Origin of the sequence: Chryseobacterium amylolyticum, from assembly GCF_051011775.1 — a bacterium.
Taxonomy (GTDB): Bacteria; Bacteroidota; Bacteroidia; order Flavobacteriales; family Weeksellaceae; genus Chryseobacterium.
Genome location: NZ_JBPCHX010000003.1, coordinates 560382 through 575878, shown reverse-complemented (window position 1 = coordinate 575878; position 15497 = coordinate 560382). Strand labels below are relative to the sequence as shown.

Here is a 15497-nt window from a genome sequence, read left to right as displayed (position 1 = left end):
AAATAGATTGTATTATTGATTTATTATTTGAAGTGCAGATCATAAGCTCCTGCCACTTCTGTAGAAACCTCTCCCAGCCAGCCGGCTTCCTGATTGACTCCCGTATATATTTTCATAAAATCGATTCCAGGAAGTTTTACATATTTTCCGCTTCTGTCTACTGCCCATGAAATATCAATATTGGAAGCTTCATCATTATTCGGAGCATTATCTGCATATCCGAACTCATATGATTTTCCTACCCAATAGGAACCGTCTCCGTTCTGATCGAAGAAATTATTTGCAAGCCTGGTTCCCGAAAAGCCGTAAGAACTATCGGTAAACCACAAAGGATAATAGCTTTGTGCGTGAAAGGTATTTTTTGTTTTGAATCCCTGATTGCCAAGATTATCACTCCACTTTATATATTCCACATCAGTCTGCCAGAATTCAGTTCCGGCTACAGGTGTTTTATTTTCGTCAGGCTTATAATAGGTTATGCTGTAGTTTTTTACGGTCGTATTTTTAAAATATTCACTGCCTGCAATTTCGTACCATTCATCGTTATCCGGCTTTCCGTTTTTGTTTCTGTCGTAAGCTACCATAATAATCCCCGGCTCACAGGATCCTGAACGCGGCTCACTGGCATCATTTCCAAAGAATGCATTTCCCAGTACTTTAAAATCCCTTCCATTCAGATTGGGGATGGTATGGTCAAACCCGAACACAACATATCCGCCATATCCTCCCAGACTGATCATGGTAGAATTGCCTCCAACTAAGGATTCATTAGCTTTCTGGAGCATATTAGCAGCTGTATTTCCGGGTACATATTCCGGGATTTCGTTCATGAACTGCCCAACCGCGGGGCGGAACTCCAATACTTTTGAAATGTATTTACTATAAGGTGTTTTTTCTTTGGTAACAATAATTTTAGAATGAAAAACCTGTTCGTTTCCTTTACTGTTAATCTTTAAAGTCAGAGGATAAGCATCAGCATTCAGACTGATAAATTCAAGTTCCGGGTTTTGAGAAATAATAGAATCGTTAATACTCCAGGTAACCGATCCTGATGCATTCGTAGGAATACTTAATACTTTCAAGCGTTCAATGGTGTAAGAATCATCAAGCCCTCTGAATGTAAATTCATCTTCGTCATCGTGTTTACAGGCAATCACTCCTAAAAGGAAAAAGGATAAAAATCCGGCTTTTAAATAAGTAAAGGTATTTCTGTTCATGTTTTAAAGTTTGGTTATTTGTATAAAAAAGCGAAGTGGGCAGGGATATTTCCACCCTCCGTTTTCCATTTAAAGTGTCCGTTTTTATCAAAGCAGTACACCAATCCCATGGATACGTAATTTCTGGCATCTGTGATGTAGATATCTTCTGTGATGGGGTTTACGGCAATTCCGTAAGGTGTTTTAATAGCGGCTTCATATTCTTTATCAAAAATACTGTTGGCGATAATCTCTTCTGTTTTCACATCAATAATCCCAAATGATTTTTTATAGCTGTGGGTATTGTAATTGAATTCATTGCCATAGAAATAGAGTTTATCATTCACGATCGTCATTTCACTGACTGAGAGATGAAAGTTTTTCTTGACAGTTCCTGTTGCTGCATCTATTGCATAAAGATTGGAAGGGACATTATAATAATCTCCTCTGGAGCTTACATACAGATCACCGTAATTGTCCTTTTTAATGTGATGAAGGTTAATAGCAACTTCTATTTTTTTAATTTCTGTAAAAGTATTCAGATCGATTACGGAAACCGTATTATCATAATCAGGAGCTTTGTATCCTCCGGAATTGGCTACAAATAAGGCATTTCCTACAATTTCCAGTTCCTCCGGCTGATAGCCTACCACTACTTCACGCTGGATAGAGAGCGATGTTGTATCGATTTCCACTACTTTTCCTTTTGGAGCTTTCGGGTTAATAGCTACAGGACCCGCATAGCTGCTGGCATAAACTTTCCCGTCTTTGAAGGCAAGATATCTGCAGTTTTGCAAAGGAATAGACGTAATGCGTTTAGCTGTTCTGGCATCCAGCACTTCTATTTTGTTGGAAACATTGACAACAATATAAAGTTTGCTTCCATACACTTTGATATCATTTCCTACATCACCGAGTTCTTTTACCACATTGGGATTGATTTCCGCGTAAATATTTCTGAAATAAGTTCCTTTGGTATAATCAAAAAAATCCAGGGTACATTTGTTACTGCCCATATTCCCTTCATTCAGCATGTAAAAGCCTTTTATTGCAGTATTTTCTGAAGGAAGCCCTTCTACCACTTCCTGACGGACAATAATATCATCTGTACGGCATGACGTAAGAAAAGCTAAGACAAGAAATAAAAAATAAAAGTTTAGTTTTCTCATAGGCTAAAGTTTAGAATAAGTTTAAAATTTCTTCCGGGCATCGGATAATTGATAACCACATCATAGTATTGATTGAAAATATTATTCATCTCAAGGCTTACTTTAAATTGATGATTCGCCCAGCTGAATTTTTTCTGAACAGAGAGATCATGAGTATACCATGGCTGCACATAATTGTACTGAATATTATCCTGGTTCACATCATATCTTTCTCCCACGTACATTGCGCTGTAATTGAAGCTCCAGTCTTTATAATCTGCCATCAGACTGAAAGATCCGCTATGCCATGGTGTGTAAGGAATCTGATTTTTGTAGAAAGTATCTTCAGGATCACTCACATCTTTTGCACTCTGATAAGTATAGGAAAGCAAAGGTCTAAGAGTTACTTTTCCCAGCTGAAGTTCTGTCTGTACATTCACATCAGCACCAATGATTTCAACCATTCCAAGGTTCATCATCAGCCAGCGGAACATGCTTCCGTTGGGAGCGGCTACAATTTTATCCTGTACTTTATTGTAGTAACCATCAACTTTAGCATAAAAGGTTTTAACGAGACGGTTGCTATAATTCTTCTGATAGGTAAATCCAAGATCATACTGGTTGGTAAATTCCGGCTTCAGGTAAGTGTTTCCGATATTGGTATAATAGAGATCATTGAAGGTTGGAAGCCGGAAAATCCGTTTATAGAATGCTCTGAGTGTCAGTTCCGGGATGATCTCCGGCTGATAGCTCATAAATACGGCTGGCGTCCACTCCCTGGCATCTCCCGGTCTTTTGTTTTTCCTTACTTCTTCAAATGTAAAAGTTCCTAAAAGGCTTCCCAGAATTTTGAACCTGTTCCACTGATAGGTTGTTGCCAACGCTACCAATGTGGTATAGCGCGTAGGATATGAAAAATTATCCAGATTGGCATCCAGATTATTGTACTGAAAATCCCCGCTCAGACTGACATCCCAGTTGGGTGTGATTGAATAGATATTGGATGAGGAAATATAAAACTCCCGTTGAATATAAGTGTTATCGGTATGAATGACAGACTGTGAGCGAACCGTATCCATAAAATGGGTATAATCGTATGCGAATTTTGCTTTCAGCTGTGTTTCAAATTTCGGGAACAGCTTTTTTCTCAGCTTGGCCTGTACAAAATAATTTTCATCAGAAAGTCTCGCTCCTCTTCCTCCAAAACGTCCGTTGACTATAGGTGCCGGCATTCCGCGGTCTGAAATATACCCATACCCTCTGATATTCCAGCTTCCGTTATTTAAAATTCCATTTAAAGAAGTTTCAAAACGTTTTGCCTTGATATCTGAGTCCTGTCTCCTGGCAATGGTATCATAAGCCTGCTGCCCGTCAGGATATTTCTTGGCATACCGAAATCTGTAAATTCCGTCACTCTGCATAAATTCTCCACTGAAGCTGGCAGAAACCCTTTCTGAAATCTTCTGCTCCAAACGGAATGACGGATTGAAAAGGTCTATGGAAGCACTTTTTGCTCTTATTGTAAGATTCGTTTTTCTTGTTCCTTTAAAAACAGGCGTTTTAGGCTGTAAATAAATAGACCCTGAAGAACCGAAATCTTTTGCCGGCTGAAAAATCTCACTTTTCTGACCGTTGTACAATGATATCTCTTCAAGATCATCCAAAGAGTATCTTCCGAGATCAACCAGTCCGTTCTGGGCATTTCCCAACTGAATCCCGTCATAAAAAACCCCTACATGCTGGCTTCCCATGCTTCGGATATTAATGGTTTTCAAACCACCCAATCCACCATAATCTTTAATCTGGACACCCGAAAAATACCGCAGCGCATCTGCTACAGAATGACTGTTCAGTCTTTCCAGCTGTTCGCCCTGTAAAGTTTGTGCAGGAAGGATTTCTTTGAAATTCTTTTTATAAAGGTTGATTCCTTTAATGGTTTCTTCCTGAAGACTGTCTTTTTTTCTGGTTTGGGAAAGCACAAGATGGGATGTTAACACCAGTATAGTGAAAACAGCTTTATAAATTGCAGAAGTAGTTAGTTTTGCCACCATTAGCTCATTTAGGGATAATGATGACGCTAATGGATATAAGAATACAAGGATAAAGCACAGCGGTCACTGCACAGAATCATTGATGTCCTAAGCTTTATTCCACGAAAGCGTCAAACGATTATTTTCTGGCAGGTCTTCTGACTTACTCCATTTTTGAAATCCTTCCCATTCCTGAAAACAGTGGATATTTTTCTTCAAAAACTTTGGTGCGGAGCTTACAGCAGCGGGTCTGTTCCGGATTTTCACCGGATTCCCTTTTAAGAGCTTTTTACGGCTCACCAAATTCCGGCAAAGATAAATAATTATTCCTAATACCCAACTAAAATCATGATTTATAAACAATTAAAGCTCCCGAAGGAGCTTTAACATGATTTCAACGAGGGTTTTCTTTTTAAATTCCAATATTCAGGAAAATACTGAATCTTGATTTGGCTTCAATATCTCCTCCCGCCAGATGAGTATACATCGGAAGCATGACTTCACTTCCCAGGCTCAGCTTTTTATAGGAAGCTTCAAAGCCTAATTTTCCGTACAAAGCACTTCCTGCTGTATTGGGCAAGGCTTCATCAAACTGTTTATTCTGTGCATACACTTCACCCTGCACTCCGGTTTTTACAGAAAAGATCGACTTTTCGTTTCCTGCAACCTGATAAAAACCTGTTGCGGCATAGTTCCATTGGTTTCCGAAACGGTAATTTTTCTTGTTCTCTGTTTTGATCGTATAGTCTGTATTGACCAATACTGCGACCTTATTCTTTTGAAATTTATAATTCAAAGCAGCCTGATAATCCCAGCTTCCGGTTCCCAGCTGAAAACTTGGATTGACACCGGATGCTCCTTTTTCATCAAATTTTCCCAGAGGAATTTTCACGCCTAAACCTCCGCTCAGGTGATGGAAATTATCTTTAGAATTCATCAGCTGGTAAATTCCCATCAGATTCATATCCCCTACTCCATTGATTTTGATATCTCCCTGCATGGTCCGTTTTTCATGGAAATGGAAGGGCAGACTTGCATAAACACTTAGTTTTTTAGTCAGTGGAACTTTCCCCCAAAGCTGTAAAGTATTGAAATACTGATCCTGCGTAAGGTCTTTTACAAATAAATTTTCTTTGGCTTTGTAATGTTGTGCAAAGTATTTGATTCCGATAAACTGTGGATTCAGCAAAGATTCAAAACCGGAAGAACCGTTTCCTGCTGCACAACCGCACGCATCACAATCATCATCAAAATCGAATCTGCTAAAAGTTTCCGGAGCAATATAAGCGCTGTCTCTTATGGCCTTCGCCTGATACTGATTCAACAGGATCAAACTTAGTATCATTATAATCTTCTTCATGTCTTCTGTAATTTATTCTGCAAATTTTGGATTGGAGATAAAACTTTTATCTGATAATGTTTTCAGGAACGCAATGATGGATTGTTTTTCCTGGCTGTTCATGGCAATTCCAACATGCCCGTTCTGTTTCAGCTGGGGATCAAGATTGGGATTATCTTCCACCTGATCTGAATAGAAATTGAGTACTGCCTCTAAGGTGTAAAATCTTCCGTCATGCATATAAGGAGCAGTATATTCCACATTCCTTAAGCTGGGGACACGGAATTTCATCCAGTCTGTCTGATTAAGGGTAACCCTGTAACGTCCGGCATCTTTGAATTCTGTATTGTAATACATTCCTGTATTTCGAAAACTTTCATCAGTAAACAGTTCTCCGCTATGGCATGAAGCGCATTTCTGTCTGAACAATACCATTCCCTGAGATTCTGCCGAAGTAAGCTGCTCTTTTCCCTGTCTGAATCTGTCATATTTTGAATCCGCAGAGATTAAAGAAGCCATAAACTGTGATAATGCTTTTAAAATTCTTTCGCCGGTAATGGTTTCATCTCCATAAGCTTCTCGGAACAGTTTTTTATATTTCTGATCATCTTTTATTTTCGAAATCGCTTCCGGTATAGAGCTGTCCATTTCATTCACATCTGTAATCGGGCTGATGGGCTGTTCATTCAGATTATGAATCACACCGTCCCACATATATCTTTTCAAAAAAGCCATATTCTGAATGGCTGGCGCATTCCGGATTCCTATTCTGTCATCCACGCCATGGCTTACGGTATGGCCGTGATGAGTAAAAGCATTTTCCTGGATATGGCAGAAACCGCATGAAATGGTATTATTCCTGGACAGCCTGCCTTCATAGAATAATTTTCGTCCCAGCTCCACTCCGTTTTTTGTCACCGGATTGGCTGATTGATCGAAAGTCATTTCCGGGAAATAAGACGGAAACTGCAGATTGTAGGCTTCGTCCTTTTCCAGCGGTTGTATCACCTCATCAGAACATGAAATAAAGCTTAATACGAATACAAGCAGCACCAGTATTGTTTTGATAAAAAAATTAATCATTGTGAACGTGGTCTACTTTGAACATTTTTGTAAGATTATTGGTAACGTCTACCAAATGCTGGTTGGAACCCATCAGCATGTCATTGGCTGTGGTAAGAGTAAGGGGTTTGTCTCCGCTCAGAAACTGGTTCAGATCCGCAAGAATATGAACTGAAGGACGAATTTGTCCTGTTACTCTGGCTGTTGTTGGAAAGTTTAATGTGATTTCACGGTAAAGATCCGGAGTATTATTGGCTGTGGTATTCCCCATATTTCCGGTATGATTCATGAATTCTTTTGATGCAGCATCTGTTCCATATTTCCCTTCCAGTTTTACAAAAACATATCCTGCTGCCCATGACCAGGACATTCCTTTCTGCTTGGCCTTCGTCCAGAATTCAGCCTGTCCGTCCTGTCCTAATAAATAGGCTTTCTGACTGATCCCTAAACCGAATCTTATTTTTTTATAATTGTTTTTCGGAATGCCATCCAGATTAAGGTAGATAATTCCGGCTACGGCATCTGCCTGATCGACAATAAATGCACCTTTATCAGGATTGTTTTCATTGTATTTAAATTCATTTCCATTTTCATCTATCAATGCGATATTACTGATGACGTATTTCAGAGCAGAAAAATTATGTTTCTGACCGTTGGAAGAAGTCTGAACGGTCTGATTCAGGACAATGTCTCCTACGTTATTAAATCCGTTTTCAAACTTGATCTGAAGTTTTCCTGGCGCAGTATCCTGTGGGTTATCATCATCTCTGCTGTTTTCGCACGCTGTAAAAGAGAATAAAATAAAGGCAATACAGAATAGTGATAAAAATTGAGAAATTTTCATTGTTGATTTTTTAAGTTGAATGCAATTTTGAATGTGTTATTTTGAATGTGAAAAACATTCTTTTTACCGTAAAAGACACAGAAGTTTTTACACTTAAATTTTTTAAGTGATAAGCCGTATGTATGATAAGAACACTTAAGCTTTTAAAAATCAAAGATTTTTAATTTAAATAAGCTTTTGTGGCTTTTGTGGTTGAATAGTGATAGTTTTAACTTAAAAAACCGGTGGTTTGAAAATATGGGTCAGAAACAGAAAAGAATAGGCTGTTTCGTAAGTGAAGTTGAAATTGAAAAACGGTCGTCTTTCCGTAGCATTAATCGCTGTAGTTTCAGGAAGGATATAAATATCAAGAATTTTCTGTCCTGAGTTTTTGAGTTTCTGAAAAGGGGAAGATTCTGAATCATTAGCTTTGGCCAATTCTTTACTCAGGTAACATTTTCCATTACAGTGAATCTCGGGTCTGTTTTTATTAATACAGAGAACCTTAACGATATAATCATAATTTACAGCATACTCTACCACAGGCACTAAAGGCCTTAGCACCATATAAAAAGTAAAAAGTATGCTGTAAAACAATTTCATGAGTTTATTTCTTACTTATCGCTTCGTCATATCTTCTGCTGATTTCTTTCCAGTTGGTAACATTCCAGATTGCGGTAAGATAATCTGCTCTTTTATTCTGATATTTTAAATAATAAGCATGTTCCCAGACATCAATTCCGAAGATAGGAGTTCCTTTTTCTTCTACAACATCCATCAGAGGATTATCCTGATTTGGAGTTGAGGAAACGAATAGTTTTCCGTTTTTATCTACAGAAAGCCACGCCCAACCGGAACCGAAACGGTCTGCTCCTGCCTTAGACATTTTTTCTTTAAAAGCATCCATACTTCCGAAAGTTTCATTGATTGCTTTTGCCAATTTTGCAGAAGGCTGGGTGTTTTTCTGAGGGGTAAGAACCGTCCAGAACAATTCATGATTGTAATGTCCTCCGGCATTATTTCTTACTGCAGCAGGCAGTTTTGATACATTGGAAAGAATCTGAAACAACGTTTCTTTTTCCTGTGGAGTGCCTGCAATGGCTTTATTCAAATTGGCTGCATAAGCTGCACCATGTTTTGAATAATGAATTTCCATCGTTTGGGCATCAATATTTCCTTCCAGAGCATTATAAGCATACGGCAGAGGAGTCTGCTTAAACTGAGCCAGTACAAACTGAGCCGCGAAAACTGCACTTAAGGCAGCTATTTTCATAATCTTCATAACGTTTTTGTTTATGGTTGAACAATGTTTTCTATTAGCTGAAGATGGGAGATGGAGGCTGGAAGTAATGAATGCGGTAACATAATTTCTTCAGCTTCTATTTACCTTTACAGCCATCTCAAAAATCGCCAGAGCTGCATCGTCCGGAATAACTTCCAGCTTCAAACATCCAGCTTCCCTCTTCTCTATTTCAATAATTTCTTAATATCCTCAATCAGAATTTCCCTGTCGGGATGATATTTTCCTGTGAGCACAGGAGTTTTACCTTCCGGATCTCCGTAATTCAATCCTGAATAATAAAGGATCGGCATATTTTCTTTATTATATCTGCAGCGGATATTTCCGTCCTGATCTACCAGAGCGATCATTCCACTGTGGTTCAGGCTTTCTCCTTCATCTTCTTTATCGCCAACGTAGATATTAAATTTATCCGCAAGATCACCAATATAGGTACGGTCTCCGGTCAGGAAATGCCAGTTCGGGGATTTTGCTCCTATTCTTGCAGCATGTTCTTTCAATGCTGCAGGGGTATCATTTTCCGGATCAATACTGATAGAGATAATACCGAAATCTGGGTCATTAATCTGGTTTTGGATGGCTTTCATATTGGTATTCATCACCGGGCATATGGTAGGACATTTGCTGTAGAAAAACTCAACAAGATATACTTTTCCCAGCATGTCTTTATTGGTGATTTTTTTACTGTTCTGATCAGTGAGTTCAAAATCCGGAACTTTCATCACAGTGTAAAGATTCTTTTTAAAATAGCCCATTCCTATGCCAATTCCCAGGAAAAGCAATGCAAATAACGCAATAGGAATGATTACCTTACTTTTATTATTAGGCTTCTTATTTTTGGGCATATTTTTCAGGATTTTTTTTGAATTCACCTTTGCAGTACACACTGCAAAAACCGTACGTTTTATTCTTATATACCGCAGTATCTTTTAGAGATCCGGCTGTTTTCATATGGCAGACAGGATCTTCTTCGTTCACGACCTGAACATTTTCTATTTTCTTTCCGGAAGAGTCCATGTGGCTTGCATGCTTTACCTTAGGGGTTTCTTTGGTGCATGACAGCAATGATACCGACAGCACAGCAACCGAAATAACGAGATATTTCATTGTAATGGTAAATTGAGATTAATAATGTTAAAATAAATTATAACACAAAACACAGCTTAAACTTACGGAATGATAAGCCTGATAAACACAAAATTCTTTAAGAACTTATGTATTTTTTACCGCTTACAATCGTTTATTGTATTGTGCAGTGTGTTTTCAATGATTGTATAAGTAAAAGCTTTTTAGAACTTCAACTTACAAACTAAAAGTATAGTTTAAAAATAAAATTAAGCTAACGGAGGATGGAATATCCTTGAAAAGTATTCTGAAGAATGAGAATTAAAGTAGCTTGAATCCAGAACCTCAGTAAGTAATTCTGAGTTCAGCTGTGAGGAAAATGAAAGAATATCATGAGATACAAAGACATCTAACCCGGCCATCTTTATCGTTTGAGAACTATTGGACTGTTTTTCTGTTTTGGCCAGTTCTTTTTCCACATAGCATTTCCCGTTACAGGTTGATTGCGGTACATTTCTGTTCTCACAAAGGTTTTTAACAATATAATCATAGTTCACAGCATAGTTTACCAGTGGCAAAACAGGACGTAATGCAACGGTAAAAATGATGAATATGGAAAGTATTAACCTCAACGATGTATTCTCTGTTACAAATATACTACTTCAAAATTGTTTTATCACAGATTTATGATCAATGTCATTATGGCTATCTACTGTTACCTATAAAAATCACAAAACTGTGCCTGTCACCGGTATAATATTATTCCGAACTTTGAGTGAGACTTAGACCTAAATAAAAATTTAGTTCTTTATATACAATTTAATCTTGTTGATAAAAGCTTTGCTGATGTTTTTGGCAGAGCTTTTTTTATGTTTTGTTGGGTAGACGCAAAGACGCAAGTTTTTTCAATGTTTACTGTTTAAGGCGCAAAGATTTTATCTCCGATAAAATTGAATACTCGTTTGATTTCTCTTTGTAGAGATTCCTACGGAATGACAAGCTGTGTGTATTATTTTTTGTGCAATTGTCAGCCACATAGTTTAATCATATAGTTTATACAGAAAGTAAAGGCAGTCCCTTTGTCACTCCGTAGGAGTCTCAACTGCATAATACGGATTTATACGGAATGGCTTGCATGATATTAATTAAAAAACAAAAGCCCCACTGTAGACCAGCAGAGCTTTTATTCAATATAATTGAGTTGTGTGTATTATTTGCTTCTTAAAATTTCATCCTCTGGATTCTCACTGCATTTAAAATAGCGAGCAGCGCTACTCCTACATCGGCAAAAACCGCTTCCCACATGGTGGCCAGCCCTCCGGCTCCCAGGACAAGAACGACTGCTTTTACAGCAAAGGCAAGGATGATATTCTGCCAGACTATTTTTTTCGTTTGTTTCCCGATGTTGATCGCCATTGGGATTTTACCTGGTTTATCATCCTGAATGACTACATCAGCTGTTTCAATGGTGGCATCACTTCCTAAGCCTCCCATTGCGATGCCCACATCACTTAAAGCTACTACAGGTGCATCGTTGACTCCGTCTCCTACAAAAGCTACGGTTTGGTTTTTAGCTTTGATTTCTTTAACCTTGTTTACTTTATCTTCAGGCAGCAAATCTCCGAATGCATTGTCAATTCCCAGCTGGTCTGCTACATATTTCACTACAGTACCTTTATCACCACTCAGCATCGTAGCTTTTACATTCATTTTGTGCAGATTGTCTACAGTTTCTCTGGCATCTTCTTTTATACTGTCTGCAATCGTGATATATCCTGCAAATTTTTTATCGTACGCTACCGCAATTACCGTGTACACAATATTAGCATGGTTGATATCATAGCTGATATTGAATTTATCCATCAGCTTAAAGTTTCCTACCAGAAGTTCTTTACCATTAATGGTTGCTTTCAATCCGTGCCCGGCAATTTCTTCTACATTTTCTAAAGGAATGGCGTGATCAATATCTCCTACATAGTTGTGAATAGCTGTCGCGACAGGGTGGGTACTTTTACTTTCAAGGGCATTCACCATCTGCAGGATTTCCTCTTTATTAAATTCAGGGCTCATACTTACTTCCTGAACTTTGAATACACCTTCAGTCATCGTTCCCGTTTTATCCATCACTACATTCTGGATTTCTGCAATACTATCCAGGAAATTACTTCCTTTGAATAAGATCCCGTTTCGGCTTGCGGCACCAATGCCTCCGAAATATCCTAAAGGAATTGAAATTACAAGGGCACAAGGACAAGAAATTACAAGGAAGATCAATGCTCTGTACAGCCAGTCCCTGAACTGATAGTCATTCACAAAGAAATAAGGCAGTAAACAGATTCCTATAGCCAGAAATACTACAATTGGAGTATATACTTTCGCAAATTTTCTGATGAATAATTCTGTAGGTGCTTTCTGAGCGGTGGCATTCTGAACCAGCTCAAGAATTTTGCTAAGCTTGCTGTCTTCGTAAGCTGTATTTACTTTAACTAAAGCAATACTGTTCATATTAATCATCCCGGCAAGAACCAATTCACCTTTACTTTTGGTATCAGGTTTACTTTCTCCCGTTAAAGCTGCCGTGTTGAATGAAGCAGAGTCTGAAAGCAGTTCGCCATCCAAAGCAAGTTTTTCACCGGGTTTCAGCTGTATGGTGTCTCCAATTTTAGCTTCTTTAGCTTTTATTGTTTTAGGCTGGTTATTTTCCATCACCGTTACCTCATCGGGGCGCTGATCCAATAAAGCTTTTATGTTTCCTTTGGCTCTGGTAACCGCCATAGACTGGAATACTTCTCCTACGGCATAAAACAACATCACCGCTACGCCTTCAGGATATTCTCCGATAGCAAAAGCTCCGATAGTGGCGATACCCATCAAAAAGAATTCTGAGAATACATCTCCCCTGATGATACTTTTATAAGCATCTTTCAATACCGGGAATCCTACAGGAATATAAGCTGCCAGGAACCATACCAGACGTACCCAGCCTGTAAACCATGCAGGTTTTATATAGTTATCAAAGGCAATTCCCAATAATAAGATGATAAAGGATATAATCGCAGGAAGAAACATCTGGAAGACCGTCTGATCTCCTGAATCGTGAGAGTGATCATGGCCATCGTGGTCATGTCCGTCTTCATCCGAGTGGTTATGTTTGTGTCCTTTTGTATCTGGTTTTTCCGGGGTTGTACTACAGCATTTTTCCATAACTGATATTTTTTATACAAATGTAAAGATGTGACTGATGCAATGCTATTGCAAACTTTCAAGACAGTTTTCGCAGATTCCTTTGGCAAATAACCGTATTTCATCTATCCTGAAATTGGTCTGTATATTTTCAGGGAAGGAGATATCTTCTTTGCAGGTAGTCTGTTTGCATATTTTACAGTAGAAATGCAGATGCCAGTCTTTGTGTGTTTTTTCGTCACAATCATCTTCACAGAGCTTGTATTTCGTGGTTGTATTCTCCTGAATGCTGTGAACAATTCCTTTTTCTTCAAAGGTTTTCAGTGTTCTGTAGATGGTGATTCTATCAGCATTGCCGAAATGATTTTCTATTTCAGAAAGGGACAAAGCAGCTTCCTGAGAGCTTAAGAAATCATATACCAGAATCCTCATGCTGGTAGGTTTGGTATTTTTATCAATGAGCTTATGTTCTATGTCTTTTTTCATTGTACGCTTTTAAAATTTTACAGATGTACTTCATTTTCTTCATAACCTTCCTCTTCTATCTGAAAAGTTGTATGACTGATTTTAAAATGATTCACAGTTTTATCTGTCAATGTTTTTAATAATTGATTCTGGGAATATCCGTTCTCTTTTACAACATGTGCACTCATTGCATTCACACTGGATGTCAGCGACCATACGTGCAGATCATGAACATCTTTTACTCCCGGAATTTCTTCTAATGATTTCCGGAGTGCATGAATATCCACATCTTTAGGAGTTCCTTCCAGCAGGACATTAATGGCTTCTTTCAACAGCCTCCATGTTCTTGGGAAGATCAACAGTCCGATGGCAGCTGAAATTAAAGGGTCAGCATAGTACCAGCCGGTTGCCAGCATAATCACGCCTGCAATCATTACGCCTATTGAAGTAAGCATATCTGAAAGGACTTCAAAATAAGCTCCTTTCATATTGAGACTGCCTTCCGAGTCTTTTCTCAGGATCATCATTCCGGCAATATTGACAATCAATCCTATTCCTGCAACGATCAGCATCGATTTACTTTGTACTTCAGGCGGATTCTGAAATCTCTGGTATGCTTCAAACAAAACGTAGATTGAAATTCCCAGCAATACAACAGCATTCATTACTGCTGCCAGTATTTCAGTACGGTAATATCCGTATGTTCTGGAAGGATCTGCTTTTCTCTCTCCAATTTTGATGGCTATAAATGCCAGCAATAATCCTACCACATCAGTCAGCATATGGGCTGCATCGGCCAGTAATGCAAGACTGTTGGTCAATATCCCCCCTATTACCTCAGCAATAAGATAAGTTCCGCTAAGGCAGAGTACAATCAGCAGGCTTTTTTTATGTCTGCTTCCTGCAGAAACCGTTTGTGTTGGTATGTTTTCCATAGGGTGTATGGTTTATTTACATTTCATAATACAATGTATTTTCTTTTTTGGGCGGAACATTCTGCTCACCCGTCATCTGTCTGATATTGATCTCTATGGTCTGTGCCAGAGAAGTTACCGGAGTATCTACAGGGCCATTTTCAAACGGATCCTGCATAATGATGGATGTTTTTTCAATAGCAATGAATGTCACCGGAACCAGAAAAGTGATTGCAATTTCTACCAGCAGCTGTGAATCATCAAGCCCAAACGGAAGTATAGCGGCAAAAACATAGATCAAAATATGGACTAAAACACTGTAAGAACGCGGAAAAACCGTATTCTTCAGTCTTTCACATTTTCCCATACTGTCGCAAAGTCTTGTAATGATATCGTTCAGCTGCATCTGCTGGAAATCGGTCAATCCTTTGGATGCTGCAATTTCTTTCAGCTGTCTGGAGTGTTCATCCAGCATTGCATTGGGAATGTTAACAGCTTTGATCTGATGTTTATCCAGATATTGTTGTACTTTTTCAGAAAAAGGAAGTTTTCTCAGCGATTCTCCAAGCGCATAGGTCCAGATGATCTGTCTTTCGGCAAAACCTTTTATGGTTTTATCATCTCCGGCAGGCATAAACTGAATGACCAGTCTCACAAAAGTTCTGGAATCATTGACAATGGCTCCCCAAACGGTTCTGGCTTCCCACCATCTTTCGTAGGACTGGGAAGTCCGGAATGCCAGCAGCAGGGATACTGCTGTTCCCAGCAATGCAGGGATATTCAAAGGCAGCGAGATCTTACGAAACCATGGCAGCTCGTCCAGAAGACCGATCGCTATGGCAAATATTCCGATGAACAGAATTTGGGTTTTTATTTCACGGATGAAATACCAGACTGATATTTTTTTGTTCAGTAACATAATCAGGTCATTTATTAAAATTCGGTGAGATACTCTTTACTTTTTTCCTGCCG

Annotated in this window: 15 protein-coding genes and 1 riboswitch; all 15 genes read right to left on the bottom strand. The window is 38.6% G+C overall.

The window, feature by feature from the left end; genetic code table 11:
- Positions 1-23: 23 nt before the first annotated feature.
- The 15 genes from ACR1PO_RS11270 to ACR1PO_RS11200 all read right to left on the bottom strand — a co-directional run bounded on the left by ACR1PO_RS11270 (position 24) and on the right by ACR1PO_RS11200 (position 15444).
- Positions 24-1217, bottom strand: coding sequence for a cell surface protein (locus tag ACR1PO_RS11270; protein WP_433986833.1), 1194 nt, complete (start codon positions 1215-1217; stop codon positions 24-26).
- A gap of 14 nt (positions 1218-1231) precedes the next feature.
- Positions 1232-2365: a YncE family protein gene (locus ACR1PO_RS11265; RefSeq protein ID WP_332388351.1), complete on the bottom strand. Its 1134-nt coding sequence runs from the start codon at positions 2363-2365 to the stop codon at positions 1232-1234.
- Positions 2362-4395, bottom strand: coding sequence for a TonB-dependent receptor (locus ACR1PO_RS11260; protein ID WP_433986832.1), 2034 nt, complete (start codon positions 4393-4395; stop codon positions 2362-2364). The genes ACR1PO_RS11265 and ACR1PO_RS11260 overlap by 4 nt, the downstream gene beginning before the upstream one ends.
- A 110-nt stretch (positions 4396-4505) precedes the next feature.
- A riboswitch (cobalamin riboswitch) is annotated at positions 4506-4693 on the bottom strand.
- A gap of 93 nt (positions 4694-4786) precedes the next feature.
- Positions 4787-5734, bottom strand: a complete 948-nt coding sequence (locus tag ACR1PO_RS11255; RefSeq protein ID WP_433986831.1) for a transporter — start codon at positions 5732-5734, stop codon at positions 4787-4789.
- Positions 5735-5746: 12 nt separating this feature from the next.
- Entirely contained in the window at positions 5747-6796 is a 1050-nt protein-coding gene (locus tag ACR1PO_RS11250) for a cytochrome-c peroxidase (RefSeq protein ID WP_433986830.1), read from the bottom strand.
- Entirely contained in the window at positions 6789-7619 is an 831-nt protein-coding gene (locus tag ACR1PO_RS11245; protein WP_332388355.1) for an MbnP family protein, read from the bottom strand. The genes ACR1PO_RS11250 and ACR1PO_RS11245 overlap by 8 nt, the downstream gene beginning before the upstream one ends.
- Positions 7620-7832: 213 nt before the next feature.
- Entirely contained in the window at positions 7833-8201 is a 369-nt protein-coding gene (locus tag ACR1PO_RS11240; protein WP_332388356.1) for a hypothetical protein, read from the bottom strand.
- A gap of 4 nt (positions 8202-8205) precedes the next feature.
- Positions 8206-8880: a superoxide dismutase gene (locus tag ACR1PO_RS11235; protein ID WP_433986829.1), complete on the bottom strand. Its 675-nt coding sequence runs from the start codon at positions 8878-8880 to the stop codon at positions 8206-8208.
- A 185-nt stretch (positions 8881-9065) separates the two neighbouring features.
- The gene (locus tag ACR1PO_RS11230) at positions 9066-9743 is read right to left on the bottom strand and encodes an SCO family protein (protein ID WP_433986828.1); all 678 of its coding nucleotides are present in this window, start codon (positions 9741-9743) and stop codon (positions 9066-9068) included.
- The gene (locus tag ACR1PO_RS11225; RefSeq protein ID WP_433986827.1) at positions 9730-10005 is read right to left on the bottom strand and encodes a YHS domain-containing protein; all 276 of its coding nucleotides are present in this window, start codon (positions 10003-10005) and stop codon (positions 9730-9732) included. Before ACR1PO_RS11225 ends, ACR1PO_RS11230 begins: the two co-directional genes overlap by 14 nt.
- Positions 10006-10232: 227 nt before the next feature.
- Positions 10233-10595, bottom strand: a complete 363-nt coding sequence (locus ACR1PO_RS11220; RefSeq protein WP_433986826.1) for a hypothetical protein — start codon at positions 10593-10595, stop codon at positions 10233-10235.
- A 589-nt stretch (positions 10596-11184) separates the two neighbouring features.
- The gene (locus ACR1PO_RS11215) at positions 11185-12834 is read right to left on the bottom strand and encodes a heavy metal translocating P-type ATPase (protein ID WP_433986896.1); all 1650 of its coding nucleotides are present in this window, start codon (positions 12832-12834) and stop codon (positions 11185-11187) included.
- Positions 12835-13212: 378 nt separating this feature from the next.
- Positions 13213-13632, bottom strand: coding sequence for a Fur family transcriptional regulator (locus ACR1PO_RS11210; protein ID WP_332388362.1), 420 nt, complete (start codon positions 13630-13632; stop codon positions 13213-13215).
- Between the two features lie 17 nt (positions 13633-13649).
- Positions 13650-14546 carry a cation diffusion facilitator family transporter gene (locus ACR1PO_RS11205; protein WP_433986825.1) on the bottom strand — a complete coding sequence of 299 codons (897 nt, stop codon included), beginning with the start codon at positions 14544-14546 and terminating at the stop codon, positions 13650-13652.
- A gap of 16 nt (positions 14547-14562) precedes the next feature.
- Complete coding sequence (locus ACR1PO_RS11200) at positions 14563-15444, bottom strand: bestrophin family protein (RefSeq protein ID WP_433986824.1); 882 nt, start codon at positions 15442-15444, stop codon at positions 14563-14565.
- Positions 15445-15497: the final 53 nt, after the last annotated feature.

What these genes read in the sequence shown, in the direction of transcription:
- ACR1PO_RS11270 (WP_433986833.1), bottom strand. Translation starts at nt 1,217, where the DNA reads ATGAACAGAAATACCTTTACTTATTTAAAAGCCGGATTTTTATCCTTT.
- ACR1PO_RS11265 (WP_332388351.1), bottom strand. Translation starts at nt 2,365, where the DNA reads ATGAGAAAACTAAACTTTTATTTTTTATTTCTTGTCTTAGCTTTTCTT.
- ACR1PO_RS11260 (WP_433986832.1), bottom strand. Translation starts at nt 4,395, where the DNA reads ATGGTGGCAAAACTAACTACTTCTGCAATTTATAAAGCTGTTTTCACT.
- ACR1PO_RS11255 (WP_433986831.1), bottom strand. Translation starts at nt 5,734, where the DNA reads ATGAAGAAGATTATAATGATACTAAGTTTGATCCTGTTGAATCAGTAT.
- ACR1PO_RS11250 (WP_433986830.1), bottom strand. Translation starts at nt 6,796, where the DNA reads ATGATTAATTTTTTTATCAAAACAATACTGGTGCTGCTTGTATTCGTA.
- ACR1PO_RS11245 (WP_332388355.1), bottom strand. Translation starts at nt 7,619, where the DNA reads ATGAAAATTTCTCAATTTTTATCACTATTCTGTATTGCCTTTATTTTA.
- ACR1PO_RS11240 (WP_332388356.1), bottom strand. Translation starts at nt 8,201, where the DNA reads ATGAAATTGTTTTACAGCATACTTTTTACTTTTTATATGGTGCTAAGG.
- ACR1PO_RS11235 (WP_433986829.1), bottom strand. Translation starts at nt 8,880, where the DNA reads ATGAAGATTATGAAAATAGCTGCCTTAAGTGCAGTTTTCGCGGCTCAG.
- ACR1PO_RS11230 (WP_433986828.1), bottom strand. Translation starts at nt 9,743, where the DNA reads ATGCCCAAAAATAAGAAGCCTAATAATAAAAGTAAGGTAATCATTCCT.
- ACR1PO_RS11225 (WP_433986827.1), bottom strand. Translation starts at nt 10,005, where the DNA reads ATGAAATATCTCGTTATTTCGGTTGCTGTGCTGTCGGTATCATTGCTG.
- ACR1PO_RS11215 (WP_433986896.1), bottom strand. Translation starts at nt 12,834, where the DNA reads ATGGGTATCGCCACTATCGGAGCTTTTGCTATCGGAGAATATCCTGAA.
- ACR1PO_RS11210 (WP_332388362.1), bottom strand. Translation starts at nt 13,632, where the DNA reads ATGAAAAAAGACATAGAACATAAGCTCATTGATAAAAATACCAAACCT.
- ACR1PO_RS11205 (WP_433986825.1), bottom strand. Translation starts at nt 14,546, where the DNA reads ATGGAAAACATACCAACACAAACGGTTTCTGCAGGAAGCAGACATAAA.
- ACR1PO_RS11200 (WP_433986824.1), bottom strand. Translation starts at nt 15,444, where the DNA reads ATGTTACTGAACAAAAAAATATCAGTCTGGTATTTCATCCGTGAAATA.